A 15548-nucleotide genomic window follows, 5' to 3' on the forward strand; every position below is an offset into this window, starting at 1 on the left:
GATCGCAGAGGCTCGGATCGCTGCCCTGAACGCGCGCGTCCTACCGCTCCGGAATCAATCCCCGCGGGCTGAACCGCAGCACCACAAGCAGCACGATCCCCATGGTGAACAACCGCATATGCGCCGCACTCTCGATCAGATGCGCCTTCAGCGGTGAGCCATCGGCCAGACCGGAGGTGATCAGCTCCATCAGCCACAGCCCCATCGGCTCCACCTGCACCCAGAGAAACCAGATGAGGAACCCGCCCAGCACCGCACCGAAGTTGTTGCCCGACCCGCCGACGATCACCATGACCCAGACCAGAAACGTGAACCGCAGCGGCTGGTAGGTCCCGGGGGTCAACTGCCCGTCCAGCGTCGTCATCATCGCGCCCGCCACGCCGCAGATGGCGGAGCCCAGCACAAAAATCTGCAAATGCCGCGCGGTCACGTCCTTGCCCATGGCCGAGGCCGCCACCTCATTGTCCCTGATGGCCCGCATCATCCGCCCCCACGGGCTGTGAAGCGCCCGCTGCGCCATCCACAAAAGCACCAGGAGCACGACGAGGAACAGCCCCGCGTAGGCGAGCTTCACATAGAGCGTCGAGGCCTCTACCGCGGTAAATCCCATCTCAGAGGCGCGCTGCACGAAGGCCGGATCATTCTGCAGCTCGATCTCAAAGGGTGTGGGCCGCGGCAGCCCCACCACGTTCTTGACCCCGCGCGCCAGCCAATCCTCGTTCTTCAGCACCGCGATGATGATCTCCGCAATCCCCAGCGTCGCAATCGCCAGATAATCCGACCGCAATCCCAAAGCCGTCTTGCCAATCACCCAAGCGGCTGCGGCGGCAAAGAGCCCGCCCACCGGCCAGGCCAGCGCCACCCAAAGCCCCTGGTTGATCCCCAGACCGCCCAGATACCCCGTCAGCGCCGGATCAATCGCCTCCACCGCGTCCACCCCCGGATCAAACATCGCGCGGTAGATGAAAAATCCCGCAACCAGCGCTCCTACCACCACAAGCGCACGCAGCCGCCCCGGTCGCATCCGCGCGCGCAACAGCACCACGCCGGCGATCAGACCCACGGCAAAGCCAAAGGCCCCCATGATGTTCCAGCCACCGGCAGACCACGCCCCGGGCGTGGCGGGCATGCCCACGATCACCGCCGCCAGACCACCGAGAGCGACAAACCCCATGACGCCCACGTTGAAGAGCCCCGCAAACCCCCACTGCAGGTTCACGCCCAAGGCCATGATCGCCGAGATCAGCCCCATGTTCACGATCACCAGCGCCGAATTCCAGCCTTGCTGGACCCCCACCAGCACGATCAGCCCCGCCACGACGGCGAAGAGTGCGGTATTGCGCAGCGCGACGCTCATACGGATTTCCCCTTGAACAGCCCCGTGGGCTTGAACAGCAGCACGATCAGCAAAATCAGGAAACTCACCGCAAATTTGTAATCGGTGGACAAAAGCTGCACCAGACTGCTCGGCGCAAGGTCGTCCGGCAGCAGATACCCCAGCACCTTCTTCCACGCGTAGGTGACCGTGACCTCCGAGAAGGCGATGACGAACCCGCCCGCAATGGCCCCCAGCGGATTGCCAAGCCCGCCGACGATGGCGGCGGCAAAGATCGGCAGCAGCAGCTGGAAATAGGTGAACGGCTTGAAGGACTTGTCGAGCCCGTAAAGCACTCCGGCAATGGTCGCGAGCGCGGCCACGATCAGCCATGTCACTCTTACCACCCGCTCGGGGTCGATCCCCGACAGCAACGCCAGATCCTCATTGTCCGAATAGGCCCGCATCGACTTGCCCGTGCGCGTGCGGTTCAGAAACCAGAACAGGGCGATCACGCAGATCACCGCCACCAGCACGGTGATGCCCTGGGTTGTCTTGATCGCCAGCCCCTCGCGCAGGCCCGTCATCTCGCGGAAACTCCGCGCCGAGACGATAAAGCGCTCGCCATCCAGAAACCGCTGATCATCCGGACCGATGATGAAGCGCACGATCCCGTTGAGAATGAAGGTCACCCCAAGGCTGACGATCACAAAGATCACCGGCTTGGCCTTCTGCGTGCGGTAAAAGCGATAGACCGTGCAGTCGGTCAGCAGCAGCAGCCCCATGCAGCCCAGAATGCCAAAGGGCAGGGCGAGCAGCGCTGTCGGCAAAACCCCCAGCGACAGACCCCACCCCTGAAACAACCATGTCACGAGTACAGTCACCATCGCACCGAAGGCCATGGTGTCGCCGTGGGCAAAATTGGAAAACCGCAGGATCCCGTAAACCAGCGTCACCCCAAGCGCCCCAAGCGCCAGCTGCGCGCCATAAGCCGTCGCCGGGATGATGACGAAGTTGGCAAGGGCGATGATGGCGTTGAGCAGATCCATCAACCGGCCAACTCACATCGGCCTTCGTAGGTCACATGAGAACCACCGCCCGTCCAGAAGGACACGAGTGTTCGTTTGTCGGGAAAAAGTGTCATCAGGCTCACATCCGGTCCCCCTCGCTTTGGGTCAGGCGCCCATGAGGTGATCACCCATCTGGTGTCAGATTGCCGCTTACCGATACCGATCGCGTTGCCGCCTCCGACGGCGTACCCAAAGCGGTTTGGCTCCCCGGGGGCTGACATTCTCAACAAGACAAAGGGTGAGATACGATCAAAATCCACAGCCGTTTGCGGCTGGCCTCCGGTCGCGACGATCCTGTTCGCAAGGGTGCAGCGGTGAACCTCCTGCGTTGTGACGTTGTTGCTTTGCTGGCTGGGTGGCGCACAAGCAGCCAGCACCAGACCGACACCAAAGAGGCATATCCCAAAGGCTCTCTTGCGCATCCTCACCCCCCCAAAAACGACTTGCGCACTTCAGGATCGGCCAGCAACTCCTTGCCCGTCCCCGTATAAGCGTTCCGCCCCTGCACCAGAACATAGCCGCGGTCGGCGATCTCCAGCGCCTGGCGCGCATTCTGCTCCACCATCAGGATGGGAATGCCCGTACGCGCTACTTCTATGATCCGGTCAAAAAGCTCATCCATGACAATCGGGCTCACCCCCGCAGTGGGCTCATCCAGCATCAACACCTTCGGCTGCGTCATCAGCGCGCGCCCGACCGCCACCTGCTGGCGCTGCCCGCCTGACAGCTCGCCCGCCGCCTGCCGCCGCTTTTCCTTCAGGATCGGGAAAAGGTCATAGATCTGCGCCATCGTGCCCGAGATATCATCGGTGCGAATGAACGCCCCCATCTCCAGGTTCTCCTCCACGGTCATCGAGGTAAAGATGTTCGAGGTCTGCGGCACAAACCCCATGCCTTTCACGACCCTGTCCTGGGGCGAGAGCGCGGTGATCTCCTCACCGTCCAGCCTGACGTGGCCCGCGCGCAGGTTCAGCATGCCGAAAACCGCCTTCATCCCGGTCGATTTGCCCGCACCATTGGGCCCGACGATGACGGCGATCTCACCGCGATCCACCGCAATGGTGCAGTCATGCAGAATATCCGGCCCGGCCCCGTAGCCGCCAGTCATCGCCTCGCCAATCAAAAAAGGTCCACCTTCGGCAGGAACGGCGCGTTCGCCCGGGCGCACGGGCTCGGCGCGGCCCATCCCCGCCGCATCGCCCAGCGACAGATCCTTGTTGCCCCGGTCCGAATAGGGCGCGCTGCTCACGCCGACCCCTTCCCGGCACCGACGGCCACCTCGCGCCCGGACGCCCGGCCAGAACCGCAACGAAACGCTGCAACCAAAACCCGCAGGCTCTCCTCATCTTGCCCGAAAAACTCCGGGGGAGGCGCATCGCGCCGGGGGCAGCGCCCCCCACCACCTGGCCCATCAGCGTATACGTTAAACACCGACGTGATACCGACGTGATACCGACACGTTACCGACAGCCCGCCGACGCTCATGCGCCCACCTTGTCGCGGTTCTTCAGCCCGGTGCCCAGGTAAGCCTCGATCACCCGCTCATCGGCCTTGATCTCCGCCAGCGTGCCCTGGGCCAGCACCTTCCCTTCGGCCATGCAGATCACCGGATCACACAGGCGACCGATGAAATCCATGTCATGCTCGATCACCACAAATGTATAGCCACGCTCGGTGTTAAGCCGCCCGATCGCATCGCCGATCGTGTTCAGCAGTGTCCGGTTCACCCCCGCGCCCACCTCATCGAGAAAGACGATCCGCGCGTCCACCATCATGGTGCGCCCCAGCTCCAGCAGCTTCTTCTGCCCGCCCGAGATCTGGCCCGCCCGCTGATCAGCCAGATGCGCGATGGTCAGGAACTCCAGCACCTCATCGGCCTTGGCCCGCAAGGCCCGCTCTTCATCCGCGATCCGCCGCCGCCCGACCCATGTGTTCCACAGGCTCTCGCCCGATTGACCGGCGGGCACCATCATCAGGTTCTCGCGGCAGCTCATCGAGGCAAACTCATGGGCGATCTGAAACGTGCGCAGCAACCCTTTGTGAAAAAGCACATGCGGCGGCAGCCCGGTGACGTCCTGACCCTCCAGCGTCACCCGACCCGAGGTAGGTTCAAGAACGCCCGCGATCACATTGAAAAGAGTTGTTTTTCCCGCACCATTCGGCCCGATCAACCCGGTGATCTTGCCGCCCTCGATCTCCAGCGAGGCGCCGTCCACCGCATGAAACCCGCCGAAATGCTTGTGAAGATCCTCAACGACGATCATGCGCTGTCCCCGCGGCCCTCGGGCCTTGTTATTGGAACAGCCCGGGGTCCGGCCGGGCCGTTCTTTGTCACGTCTCCGCCGGGCTTACTTGAAGCCGATGGTGACGTTCTGGCCGTCCTGCACCTCGATCAGCCGGTAGGTGCCCGCAGATTCACCGGGTCCGATCAGCTCAACCGCCGAGGCCCCCACGTAGTCCACATCACCGCCCTCGCTGAGGATCTGCAGCGCCTTGTCCAACTCGCCCGGCAGGATCTTCTCACCCGGTGCGTTGGCCACATCCAGAATCCGCTGACCGTATTCCGCAGGATCCGTACTGCCCGCCGCCTGCATCGCCAGCAGGAACAACGCCGCGGCATCGTAGCTCTCGGGCGTGTAGGGCGAGGTGGCGTCAAACGCGTCGCCCGCAAGCGTCTTCAGCGCCTCGATGCCGTCCCCGCCGGAGCCTGCGATCTGACCGTAGGAGCCATCGAGCGCCGAGCCCACGTTGGCGGGCAGGCTGTCGCCGATCATGCCCCCGGGCAGGCCAAAGGTGTCAAAGGCGCCGGTATCAAGGGCTGCGTTGATGATGCCCAATCCGCCCTGATCCAGATAGCCCGCGACCACCAGCAGATCGCCTCCCGCCGACGCCAATGCGCCCATCTCGGCGGAGTAATCTGCCTTGCCGTCCTCGTGCGCGGCCACGATGGTGACTTCGCCCCCGACCGCTTCAAAATTGCTCTGAATGGCGTCGGCGAGACCTTTTCCGTAGTCGTTGTTGGTATAGGTCAGGGCAATGGACTGAACGCCGCGTTCCTGCAGGATCTCGGCCATCACCTGACCTTCGCGCGCATCCGATGGTGCCGTGCGGAAAAAGAGGTCATTGTCCTCGACCGTGCTCAGACCCGGCGAGGTCGCAGAGGGTGAGATCATCACCATCCCGTTGGGGATCGCCACGTTTTGCAGGATTGCCCCCGTCACGCCGGAGCAGTCGCCGCCGATCAAGCCGCTGATGCCATCGGCGATCAGCCGTTCACCGTTCGAGGTGCTCAGACCGTTATCAATACAGCCGGTATCGGCGCGCAGCGGTGTCACGGTGGTACCACCCAGCAGTTTGCCGCTGTCGGTCACCTCCTGCATGGCGAGTTCTGCGCCCAACGCCATGGGTCCGGCGAGCGATTCAATCGGGCCGGTATAGCCCAGCAGGACGCCCAGCTTGACCTCATTGGCATGACCATCTGCAAGCGCGCCGCCCGCCACGAGTGCTGCGGCCGTGCTGGCCAGAAGCATCTTTTTCATTGTGTCTCCCTCCGTGTCTATCCTGATTGCCGCGAAGCCTAAGCGGGCGGCTGTGGAAAGAAAAGCGCTTTTGCATGGTGTCACAAAGCGCTCAGGGCGCCTTGAGCGGGCGCTTTTCAACCCTATCTCAACACCGTTGACGCTCTGGAGGACTTGCCCATGTTCGCGCTCACTTACCGCACCGCACTGGTCGTTATCGCGGCGGCTTTGACCCTTGGCGTATCCGGCGCGCAGGCACAGTCCGACATGGCCATCACGCCCGTGGTCGATGGGCTCGACACCCCCTGGGCCGTCGCGGTGCTGCCGGGTGGTGCTGTCCTGGTGACGGAACGCGATGGCAGGCTGCTGCATGTCACAGCCGCCGGTCGCACCGAGGTGGCGAATGTCCCGGACGTGGTGGCGCGCGGGCAGGGGGGCCTGCTGGATGTGACCATCGCCCGCGATTTCGCCGCCACGCGCGAGATTTTTCTGACCTTCTCCAAACAGCAGGGGCGCGGATCCGGCACCGCTCTGGCACGGGGACGGTTGTCGGAGGATGGCACGCGGCTTGAGAATGTGGCGGTGATCTTCGAGTCTGCGCCGGGCGGGTCCGGCGGGCGGCACTTCGGCAGCCGGGTGGTGGAGGCCGCGGATGGCACGCTGCTGGTCACCATCGGGGACCGCGGCGACCGTCCCTCCGCCCAGGACCGCAGTCTGCACAATGGATCCATCGTGCGCATCAACCGCGACGGGTCGGTGCCCGGCGACAACCCCTTTGTCGGACAGGAGGGCGTGCAGCCCGAGATCTGGTCCTACGGGCACCGCAATCCGCAGGGTGCAGGCTTTGACGCCAATGGCCAGCTCTGGACGGCGGAGCACGGCGCGCGCGGCGGGGACGAACTCAATCGCGTCCGCAAGGGTGCCAACTTCGGCTGGCCCGTGATCTCCCACGGGCGGCATTACGCGGGCGGGCGCATCGGCGAGGGAACATCCAAACCGGGGATGGAGCAGCCCGTGCTCTACTGGGACCCGTCCATCGCGCCCTCGGGCCTGATGGTCTATCAGGGGGATATGTTCCCCGAGTGGCGCGGCGACGTCTTTGTGGGCTCGCTCAAGTTCGACTACATCGCGCGGATTGATGTCTCAGGGGGCTCGGTGAGTGAAGACGGGCGGATCGAGACCGATCAGACCACGCGCGTGCGCGACATCATCGAGGCCCCCGATGGCAGTATCTGGTTCATCTCCGTCGGCGAAGGGGCGGTGTACCGCATCGCCCGACCGGGTGCGTGATCGCGGGACACGCCGCCTCGTTCAAAGCGCGCGCGCAACAGGCACTGTTGCGCCGCGCCGTTCCGCCCCCGTCAAACCGAAGGTTTGCCTCTGGCAAAACGGGCGGGGCGATTGCGCCACCCCTCGGAACGGCGCTTCAGCGGCGCTGTCGGATGTCTCAGACGACGTGCGGAGAGCCTAATCTTGCGCCACACCCCAGCTCAGACCGGAACCCGGGTCGCGTGGGTGCCGCGTTCGCGGTAGGGGGTCGTGTCATAATGCGCCCGGTAGCATTTGGAGAAATGCGACGGCGAGGCAAATCCGCAGGCCAGTGCGACGTTGATCACGCTCATGTCCGTCTGCATCAGCAGGTTGCGCGCCTTCTGTAGCCGCAGCTCCATGTAATAGCGCTTGGGTGAGCGGTTGAGGTAGCGCCGAAATAGCCGTTCCAGCTGGCGGGTGCTCATGCCCACGATCTTGGCCAGCATCGACGGGCTGATGGGCTCTTCGATATTGCTTTCCATCATCTGGATGACCTGGCTCAGTTTCGGGTGACGCACGCCGATCCGGGTGGGGACCGACAGCCGCTGGGTGTCCTGATCGGTGCGGATCGAGGCATAGATCAGCTGATCCGCCACCAGATTGGCCAGTTCCTCTCCCTGGTGATCCGCGATCAGCTTGAGCATCAGGTCAATGGAGGAGGTCCCTCCGGCGGTGGTCATGCGGTTGCCGTCGACGACGAACACCGATTTGGTCAGATCGACTTCCGGGAAATCCTCCAGAAAGCTGTCCTGGTTTTCCCAGTGGATGGTCGCGCGTTTGCCATCCAGCAGCCCCGCGCGCGCCAGCGTATGTGCCGCGGTACAGAGCCCGCCCATCAGCAACCCCTTGCGCGCCTCGCGTCGCAGCCAGCCCAGCATCCGCTTGGAGGTACCTGCCTGCACGTTGATCCCGCCGCAGATCATGACCGTGTCGTCGCGGTCGAGCTCTTCCAGATCACCGTCAAGCTTGAACCCGCTGCCCGCCGAGCTTTGCACGATGTCCCCGCCTTCGCCGACAATCCGCCAGCGGTAAAGCTCCCTGCCGCCCATCCGGTTCGCGATCCGCAATGCCTCGACCGCGGCGGCAAAACACAGCAGGGTGAAATCCGGCAGGAGGACGAAAACGAACCGCCTCGGCTTCTCCGCAGGCGGGTCCCTCCGTGTGGCCGGGTGCATCTGTGCCATGGCAGCCTCGTGATCTTGTGGTGTCGCAAAGCGCTGCGTGCTGCGTCCGCCTTGACTGATTTCAGAAGGTCATGACGCGATTGCGGCGTCAAGAGCATGTATTTGTGATATGGCCTCCCTGCACAGGCTTTTGTATAGATGCGTTCCAGATATGTGCGCCTGCCCCGCCGTGGGCATAACCCGGAGTTGAAATGATGAGTGAATGGACAAAGTCGAGCTGGAGAGCCAAGCCCCGGATCCAGATGCCCGACTATCCCGATGCGGCAGCGCTGGAGGCCGTTGAGGCGCAACTGGCCCGGTTTCCGCTGCTGGTATTCGCCGGTGAAGCGCGGCGTCTGAAAAAGCACCTGGCTGCTGCGGGTCGGGGTGAGGCCTTCCTGCTGCAGGGGGGCGATTGCGCCGAGAGCTTTGACCAGTTCAGCTCTGACGCGATCCGCGATACCTTCAAGGTGATGCTGCAGATGGCGACGGTGCTGACACACGGCGCCAAGGTCCCGGTGATCAAGGTGGGCCGCATGGCCGGGCAGTTCGCCAAGCCACGCTCCGCCCCCACGGAAACCGTCGATGGTGTGGAGCTGCCCAGCTACCGCGGTGACATCATCAACGAGCTGGACTTCACCGCCAAGTCTCGCATTCCGGATCCCGAAAAGATGCTGCGCGCCTACACGCAGGCAGCGGCGACGCTGAACCTCATTCGCGCCTTCTCGACCGGTGGCTATGCGGACATCAATCAGGTTCACGCCTGGACGCTGGGCTTTACCGAAGGCGAGAAGGTCGAGCGCTACCGCGAGATTGCCAACCGCATTTCCGACACGCTGGATTTCATGACCGCCGCCGGTGTGACGCCGGACACGGCCCACACGTTGCAGTCGGTCGAGTTCTACACCAGCCACGAGTCGCTGTTGCTGGAGTACGAAGAGGCGCTGACCCGTGTGGACAGCACCACGGGCAAATGGCTCGCCGGTTCCGGTCACATGATCTGGATCGGCGACCGCACACGTCAGCCCGATGGCGCCCATGTGGAGTTTGCCCGCGGTGTCCAGAACCCCATCGGTCTCAAGGCAGGGCCCAGCATGACATCGGATGATCTCAAGCAACTGATGGCGACGCTCAACCCCGAGAACGAAGAGGGCCGTCTGACGCTGATCGCCCGTTTTGGCGCAGGCTCCGTGGGCGAGCATCTGCCGCGGCTGATCAAGACCGTGCGCGAGGAAGGGGCCAAGGTCACTTGGGTCTGCGATGCAATGCACGGCAACACGATCAAGTCCTCCTCCGGCTACAAGACACGGCCCTTTGATGCGGTGCTGCGCGAGGTGCGCGAGTTCTTTGCGGTGCATGCTGCCGAGGGCACGGTGCCGGGTGGGGTGCATTTCGAGATGACGGGTCAGGATGTGACCGAGTGCACCGGCGGCGTGCGGGCGGTCAGCGACGAGGATCTTTCGGATCGCTACCACACCGCTTGTGATCCGCGTCTGAACGCCAGCCAGTCGCTGGAACTGGCGTTTCTGATTGCCGATGAGCTGTCGGACCGGCGCGCGGCCCACCGCGCCCAGGCGGCTGTCTGAGCCAGCCCTGACACAGGATCTGCTCGCGCTGCTCCTGTAGCGCGATATCGGTTTCGCAATGGCTGCCAGATCCACCGAAAAAAGCCCCGCACCAGATGGTTGCGGGGCTTTTTGTTGCGTCTCGGCGCATAAAAAACCGCCCCTACATTCTGTAGGAGCGGCCATCCTGATCAAAGGAATTTGGTATTGAAAATCCAGCCAGACGTCGGACCGGCGCGGTAAAACAACGCTTGTCTGACGGTCTGATGGCTCGTGGGGCTGTTGCGCGGACGATCAGTCGTCCGACTTTACCAGCCGCAAATAGGGTGCGTCGCGACGCGGCGTTTCCGTCCGGAAGTGGCTGTCCACCGGGCGGGAGACCGGCTTTGGTGCCGGTGTCTTGTCCGCGACGGGTTGTTTTTTGGAAGTCACAGCAGGTGGCAGGCTGGCGTCTGTCACGATAGGCCGCAGTTGCGAGTGCAGCACATCGAACCGGCGCGGGCTGCGGCCCTTGTCGCCGATCGAGACCAGCGCCCCCAGAATGCGGCTGACATCGCCCAGATCGCTCTTGAGCGGCATGAGCACCATCCGTGCTTCCAGCGGTGGCTGACCCGCGCCCTGGTCCGACCGCAGTTTCAACGTGCAGGTCGCGGGCGTCTCGAACACTTCCTCAAGAATATCGCTCAACTGCCGACGCGACCCGGGGGTGATGAACGATGTGAGCGGCATCCCCCGCACTTCCATCCCCATCAGATCACTGAGGTGGCTGCCAGCGATCCGCAAACGTGCAATGCCGGGCGCGATCCGTTCCACGATAAAGGAAAACTCCAGCGCCTGCTCGATCCCGCGGGGGTCGATCTCGGCCCGGTTGGGCATCAGCCGGGTTCCGCGCAGGGCTTCCCAGTAGGCCTCAAGCTGGGCCAGCGGGGCAAAACCGTTCTGAGAAATATGTTGCGTCATGCTAAGTACATTGTGCGTGTTTTGACCGCCGTTGTCCATCACCCAACCCTCTTCAAATCCTGTGTGCCCGGCCTGACCTGATGTCGGTCTCAGTCGCATCGCGTTCTCACGCTAGCACGTTTCGCTATTGGTTACTGGATACTTAATATCATCAATTTTCTACAAATGACGCGAGAACTTAAGGATTGGTTAACTCCGGACCGGGGATAGCCGGGATCGGCGGGAACCCGCGCGGGGGTTGCCTCGCTGCGTGCAACTGCCCTAATGCTGCTGAAATCAAGCGGTTGGGAGGATACGCGGCATGATCCGCTCCATGACGGGATTTGCGTCTGCCACAGGCGCGCTGGAGGCGTACAGCTGGGCGTGGGAGCTGCGCGCGGTCAACGGCAAGGGGCTTGATCTGCGCGTGCGGGCGCCGGACTGGATATCGGGGCTGGAGGCTGCGCTGCGCAAAACCCTGTCGGAGCGGATCGCGCGGGGCAATGTCACCCTATCGCTGCGGCTGAGCAGGTCCGACGAGGCGGGCACGGTCGAGATCAACCCCGGTCAGCTTGACGCCACGCTACGCGCCATCGCGGTGATCACCGAAAAAGCGGCGGCTGCGGGCGTGACCCTGGGCCCGGTCAGCCCCGCCGAGATTATCTCGTTGCGCGGTGTGATGGAGCAGCAGAGTACCACGGAGGAGGCGGAGACCGCCTCGCTGGCAGAGGCGCTCCGGGCGGAGGCTGATGCGCTGATCGCCGATTTCAACGACATGCGCCTGCAGGAAGGGGCGGCGTTGCAGGCGGTGATCTCGGGTCAGCTGGATGCCATTGCGGTGCTGACCCGGCAGGCGGCGGAACTGGCTGCTGCGCGCGGAACGGCACAGGCCGAGGCGTTGCGCCGCAATCTCGCACGGGTGATGGAGGGGGCGGACGGCGCGGACCCCGACCGGGTCGCGCAGGAGCTTGCGCTGCTGGCCGTCAAATCCGATGTCACCGAAGAGATCGACAGGCTGGGCGCCCATGTGAGCACCGCGCGCGTGTTGTTGGAGCAGGGTGGCCCCGTGGGGCGCAAGCTCGATTTCCTGACCCAGGAATTCAACCGCGAGGCCAATACGCTCTGCGCCAAGGCTCAAAGCACCGAACTCACGGCCTGCGGGCTTGACCTCAAGGCGCTGGTGGACCAGATGCGCGAGCAGGTCCAGAATGTGGAGTAGACCATGACCTCGACGCGACGTGGCCTCTTGATCATCCTCAGCTCGCCCTCGGGGGCGGGCAAATCCACCCTCGCGCGGCGCCTGCGCGCCTGGGATCCGGAGATCGCCTTTTCCGTCTCCGCCACCACGCGGTCGCCGCGGCCCGGGGAGGAAGACGGGCGGGAGTATCATTTCCTCAGCGAGGCGGCATTCAAGGCGCAGGTCAGTCAGGACGGCATGCTGGAGCACGCCCATGTCTTCGGCAATTTCTACGGCTCGCCCAAGGCACCCGTGGCCGCGGCCATCGATCAGGGGCGCGATGTGCTCTTTGACATCGACTGGCAGGGGGCGCAGCAGATCACCAATTCCTCGCTCGGGGCGCATACCATGTCGATTTTCCTGCTGCCGCCGTCGATCTGCGCGCTGCGCGACCGGCTGGAAAGCCGCGGTCAGGATGATGCCGCCACCATCGCGCGGCGGATGGAGAAGAGCTGGGACGAGATCAGCCACTGGGGCGCCTATGACTTCGTGCTGGTGAACGATGATCTGGACGAGACCGAGGCACAGTTGAAGACGATCATCTCCGCCACCCGCCTGCGCCGGAGCCAGCAGCCGGGGCTGACCGATCATGTGCGCGGGTTGCAGACGGAATTCGAGGAGCTGTCATGACACTATATACACTGGGCCAGCACGCGCCGCAGTGCCACGAAGATACCTGGGTTGCCCCCGATGCCAACCTGGTGGGTCAGGTCGTGCTGGAGGCGGGCGCGTCCGTGTGGTTCGGCACGACCATCCGCGCCGATCACGAAGAGATCCGCGTGGGTGCAGGCTCCAACGTGCAGGAAAACTGCGTCTTTCACATTGATGCAGGTTTCCCGCTGACGATCGGGCGCGATTGCACCATCGGGCACAAGGTCATGCTGCACGGCTGCACCATCGGTGACAATTCCCTGATCGGCATGGGGGCCACGGTGCTGAATGGTGCCAAGATTGGCAAGAATTGCCTGATTGGCGCGGGGGCGCTGATCACCGAGAACAAGGTGATCCCCGATGGATCCCTGGTGATGGGCATGCCGGGCAAGGTGGTCCGCACCCTCGATGCGCGAGCAATCGAGGGTCTCCGAGCGAGCGCGCAGCACTACCAGGATAACATGCGCCGCTTTCGCGCGGAATTGCGTGTGGTCGAGGACTGAGATGCGCAACGAAAAAGGATCTCTCATCCGTCCAGACGCGCTGCCCGAAAGCGCCAGCCGGCCCGTTGTCACACCGCTGAGCCCCTCGGTGGTTTATGCCTCGGACACGCCGGATATGCTCGACCAGCAATACGAAGGCCATCTGCACGGCTATACCTACGCCCGCGAGGGGCACCCGAATGCCGACGTCGTGGCGCGGCGGATAGACCGGCTGGAGAATGCGCCGAACCCCGGTGTGATGACGGCCTCCGGCATGGCGGCGGTCGCTGCGGTGCTGCTGGGGCTGACGCAGAGCGGGGATCACGTGATCGGCGGCAACCAGCTTTATGGCCGCTCGCTGAGGATGATGCAGGAGGATCTGCCGCGGCTCGGCATCGCCACCTCCATGGTGGATCCCGGAGACGTGGCCGCCATGCGCGCCGCGATCCGGCTCGACACGCGGATGGTGCTGATCGAGGCCGTGTCCAATCCTACGCTTCAGGTCGCGGATGTGGAAGGGCTCGCCAGCCTGTGCAAAGAGGCCGGGATCCTGCTGGTGGTGGACAATACCTTTACCACACCGCGCGCCTTCCGGCCCTTTGACTGGGGAGCGGATGTGGTCATTCATTCCCTGACCAAACTGCTGGCGGGCCATTCCGATGTGATGCTGGGCTATGTGGCCGCGCGCGACCGCGCGCTGAACGACCGGCTGCGCGTCTTCACCGTCACCGCAGGTATGAACCCAAGCCCCTTTGACTGCTGGCTGGCCGAACGGGGCATGCTGTCCTTCGATCTGCGCTTTGACCGCGCACAGGCGACCGCCGTTCATCTGGCGGCGCATTTGGGCGGTCTGCCCGGGGTCAGGCGCGTGATCTATCCCGGGCGCAACGATCACCCCGATCACACCCGCGCGGCGCATCTGCTCGGCGGGCAGTTCTGCAATATGGTCAGTTTTGAGCTGGCAGGCGGGCGGGCGGCGGCCAATGCCTTTACCCGCGCGGCAGCGGGTCTCAGCTTTGCGCCGACGCTGGGCGATGTGGGCACGACCCTGTCGCATCCCGCGTCGTCCTCGCACCGGGCGCTGACCGCCCGGCAGCGCGAAGCCCTGGGCATGTCGGAGGGGTTCTTCCGGGTGTCCGTCGGGCTCGAAGACCCCGGGGCGCTTTGCGCGATTTTCGCCGAGGCGGTCGCCGCCGCCTCCCAAAGCTGAAAGAGCGGAAGCATGCGCCGCAGTTTCTCCGAATACCTCGCGGCGCTGCCTTTGCCCGCATTGATGATCGACGGCAGCGAAAGGATCGTTGCCGCCAATGATGAGGCGACCGCACTCATCGGGCGAGGGATCATCGGGCGCAACTTCGTCACCATGCTGCGCCAGCCAGGACTGATCGACGCCATCGAGGCCGTGCTCAGCGACAGCCGACCGCGCACAGCTGCCTATCTGGCCAACGACGGTGTGCAGGATACCACGTTTCAGGTGAGCGCGCGGGTGATTGCGGCGGAGAACGTCATCCTGTTGTGCTTTCTGGATGTGACGCATCTGGAACAGGCCGGCCAGATGCGCCGCGATTTCGTGGCCAACGTCAGCCACGAGTTGCGGACACCGCTGACGGCCCTGATGGGATTTATCGAAACCCTGCGCGGTCCCGCGCGCGAGGATGCCGCCGCCCGGGACCGGTTCCTTGACATCATGGAAGGGGAGGCAGGCCGCATGAACCGGCTGGTGGGCGATCTGCTCTCGCTCAGCCGGGTGGAGGGGGACGAGCGCGTACGTCCGCGCGATGAGGTCGATCTGACGGAGATTCTGTCTTCTGTGCTGCGGACGCTCAAACCACTGGCGGCGGACGCCGATGTGGTGCTGGAGGCGGGTTTTGGCGAGGCGCCAATCAAGATGATGGGCGATGCGGACCAACTGATGCAGGTCTTCACCAATCTGGTGGAGAACGCCATCAAATACGCGGCCTCTGGTAAGCGGGTGCGTCTGGAGACGGAGACGGTCGCGCGCGAGCCCTCGCTGCGGGCGGCGGGCGTGCGCGTGCGGGTGATCGACTACGGCCCCGGCGTTGATGCCGTCCACCTGCCGCGGTTGACCGAGCGCTTCTACCGCGCCGACAGCCACCGCAGCCGCGCGCTCGGCGGCACGGGGCTGGGGCTGGCCATCGTCAAACATATCATCAATCGGCACCGCGGGCGGCTGCGGGTGGACAGCGAACTTGGCGCAGGCACCTGTTTTACTGTCATACTCCCGCTGAGTGCTGTGCCATCGCCCTCGCAATCGGCGGTATGAAACGGGCCGTAAG

General features: G+C 64.1%; 14 protein-coding genes. 7 read left to right on the plus strand and 7 right to left on the minus strand.

Translation table 11 applies throughout. The features are described from left to right. Positions 1–40 precede the first annotated feature (40 nt). From Q1A53_RS10240 to Q1A53_RS10260, 5 genes are all read right to left on the minus strand, one after another. The gene (locus tag Q1A53_RS10240; RefSeq protein ID WP_299965917.1) at positions 41–1357 is read right to left on the minus strand and encodes a branched-chain amino acid ABC transporter permease; all 1317 of its coding nucleotides are present in this window, start codon (positions 1355–1357) and stop codon (positions 41–43) included. Beyond that, positions 1354–2364 (minus strand): branched-chain amino acid ABC transporter permease, encoded by a 1011-nt coding sequence (locus Q1A53_RS10245; RefSeq protein WP_299965920.1) that lies wholly within the window; start codon positions 2362–2364, stop codon positions 1354–1356. Before Q1A53_RS10245 ends, Q1A53_RS10240 begins: the two co-directional genes overlap by 4 nt. Positions 2365–2809: 445 nt before the next feature. Continuing rightward, positions 2810–3634, minus strand: a complete 825-nt coding sequence (locus Q1A53_RS10250; RefSeq protein ID WP_299965923.1) for an ABC transporter ATP-binding protein — start codon at positions 3632–3634, stop codon at positions 2810–2812. A 232-nt stretch (positions 3635–3866) separates the two neighbouring features. After that, on the minus strand, positions 3867–4649 hold the full coding sequence (locus Q1A53_RS10255; RefSeq protein ID WP_299965925.1) for an ABC transporter ATP-binding protein: 783 nt from the start codon (positions 4647–4649) through the stop codon (positions 3867–3869). An 84-nt stretch (positions 4650–4733) separates the two neighbouring features. Then, on the minus strand, positions 4734–5924 hold the full coding sequence (locus Q1A53_RS10260; protein ID WP_299965928.1) for an ABC transporter substrate-binding protein: 1191 nt from the start codon (positions 5922–5924) through the stop codon (positions 4734–4736). Positions 5925–6083: 159 nt separating this feature from the next. Between Q1A53_RS10260 and Q1A53_RS10265 the strand changes: the two genes are divergently transcribed. Continuing rightward, positions 6084–7193, plus strand: a complete 1110-nt coding sequence (locus Q1A53_RS10265; protein WP_299965930.1) for a PQQ-dependent sugar dehydrogenase — start codon at positions 6084–6086, stop codon at positions 7191–7193. A 200-nt stretch (positions 7194–7393) separates the two neighbouring features. Here Q1A53_RS10265 and Q1A53_RS10270 read toward each other — a convergent pair whose 3' ends face one another. After that, complete coding sequence (locus Q1A53_RS10270; protein WP_299965932.1) at positions 7394–8398, minus strand: GlxA family transcriptional regulator; 1005 nt, start codon at positions 8396–8398, stop codon at positions 7394–7396. 194 nt (positions 8399–8592) lie between these two features. On the opposite strand from Q1A53_RS10270, the gene Q1A53_RS10275 reads away from it, so the two are divergent. Next, entirely contained in the window at positions 8593–9963 is a 1371-nt protein-coding gene (locus Q1A53_RS10275) for a class II 3-deoxy-7-phosphoheptulonate synthase (RefSeq protein ID WP_299965934.1), read from the plus strand. A 273-nt stretch (positions 9964–10236) separates the two neighbouring features. Here the strand turns inward: Q1A53_RS10275 and Q1A53_RS10280 are convergent, their stop codons facing one another. Then, entirely contained in the window at positions 10237–10902 is a 666-nt protein-coding gene (locus Q1A53_RS10280) for a PAS domain-containing protein (RefSeq protein WP_299965936.1), read from the minus strand. Between the two features lie 301 nt (positions 10903–11203). Between Q1A53_RS10280 and Q1A53_RS10285 the strand changes: the two genes are divergently transcribed. Genes Q1A53_RS10285 through Q1A53_RS10305 form a run of 5 tightly spaced genes read left to right on the plus strand, consistent with a single transcriptional unit; the run spans position 11204 to position 15535 of the window. After that, entirely contained in the window at positions 11204–12100 is an 897-nt protein-coding gene (locus tag Q1A53_RS10285) for a YicC/YloC family endoribonuclease (protein WP_299965939.1), read from the plus strand. Between the two features lie 3 nt (positions 12101–12103). Then, positions 12104–12748, plus strand: coding sequence for a guanylate kinase (gene gmk / locus Q1A53_RS10290; RefSeq protein ID WP_299965941.1), 645 nt, complete (start codon positions 12104–12106; stop codon positions 12746–12748). Further along, positions 12745–13272, plus strand: coding sequence for a gamma carbonic anhydrase family protein (locus Q1A53_RS10295; protein ID WP_299965944.1), 528 nt, complete (start codon positions 12745–12747; stop codon positions 13270–13272). Before gmk ends, Q1A53_RS10295 begins: the two co-directional genes overlap by 4 nt. Before the next feature lies 1 nt (position 13273). Further along, positions 13274–14461 (plus strand): aminotransferase class I/II-fold pyridoxal phosphate-dependent enzyme, encoded by a 1188-nt coding sequence (locus Q1A53_RS10300; RefSeq protein WP_299965947.1) that lies wholly within the window; start codon positions 13274–13276, stop codon positions 14459–14461. 12 nt (positions 14462–14473) lie between these two features. Continuing rightward, positions 14474–15535, plus strand: coding sequence for an ATP-binding protein (locus Q1A53_RS10305; RefSeq protein ID WP_299965950.1), 1062 nt, complete (start codon positions 14474–14476; stop codon positions 15533–15535). Positions 15536–15548: the final 13 nt, after the last annotated feature.

It is taken from the genome of uncultured Roseobacter sp., from assembly GCF_947496515.1.
GTDB lineage: Bacteria > Pseudomonadota > Alphaproteobacteria > Rhodobacterales > Rhodobacteraceae > Roseobacter.

Excerpts from the sequence above, each read along its gene's own strand:
- Q1A53_RS10240 (WP_299965917.1), bottom strand. The coding sequence starts at position 1,357 with ATGAGCGTCGCGCTGCGCAATACCGCACTCTTCGCCGTCGTGGCGGGG.
- Q1A53_RS10245 (WP_299965920.1), bottom strand. The coding sequence starts at position 2,364 with ATGGATCTGCTCAACGCCATCATCGCCCTTGCCAACTTCGTCATCATC.
- Q1A53_RS10255 (WP_299965925.1), bottom strand. The coding sequence starts at position 4,649 with ATGATCGTCGTTGAGGATCTTCACAAGCATTTCGGCGGGTTTCATGCG.
- Q1A53_RS10260 (WP_299965928.1), bottom strand. The coding sequence starts at position 5,924 with ATGAAAAAGATGCTTCTGGCCAGCACGGCCGCAGCACTCGTGGCGGGC.
- Q1A53_RS10265 (WP_299965930.1), top strand. The coding sequence starts at position 6,084 with ATGTTCGCGCTCACTTACCGCACCGCACTGGTCGTTATCGCGGCGGCT.
- Q1A53_RS10270 (WP_299965932.1), bottom strand. The coding sequence starts at position 8,398 with ATGGCACAGATGCACCCGGCCACACGGAGGGACCCGCCTGCGGAGAAG.
- Q1A53_RS10275 (WP_299965934.1), top strand. The coding sequence starts at position 8,593 with ATGAGTGAATGGACAAAGTCGAGCTGGAGAGCCAAGCCCCGGATCCAG.
- Q1A53_RS10280 (WP_299965936.1), bottom strand. The coding sequence starts at position 10,902 with ATGACGCAACATATTTCTCAGAACGGTTTTGCCCCGCTGGCCCAGCTT.
- Q1A53_RS10285 (WP_299965939.1), top strand. The coding sequence starts at position 11,204 with ATGATCCGCTCCATGACGGGATTTGCGTCTGCCACAGGCGCGCTGGAG.
- gmk (WP_299965941.1), top strand. The coding sequence starts at position 12,104 with ATGACCTCGACGCGACGTGGCCTCTTGATCATCCTCAGCTCGCCCTCG.
- Q1A53_RS10295 (WP_299965944.1), top strand. The coding sequence starts at position 12,745 with ATGACACTATATACACTGGGCCAGCACGCGCCGCAGTGCCACGAAGAT.
- Q1A53_RS10300 (WP_299965947.1), top strand. The coding sequence starts at position 13,274 with ATGCGCAACGAAAAAGGATCTCTCATCCGTCCAGACGCGCTGCCCGAA.
- Q1A53_RS10305 (WP_299965950.1), top strand. The coding sequence starts at position 14,474 with ATGCGCCGCAGTTTCTCCGAATACCTCGCGGCGCTGCCTTTGCCCGCA.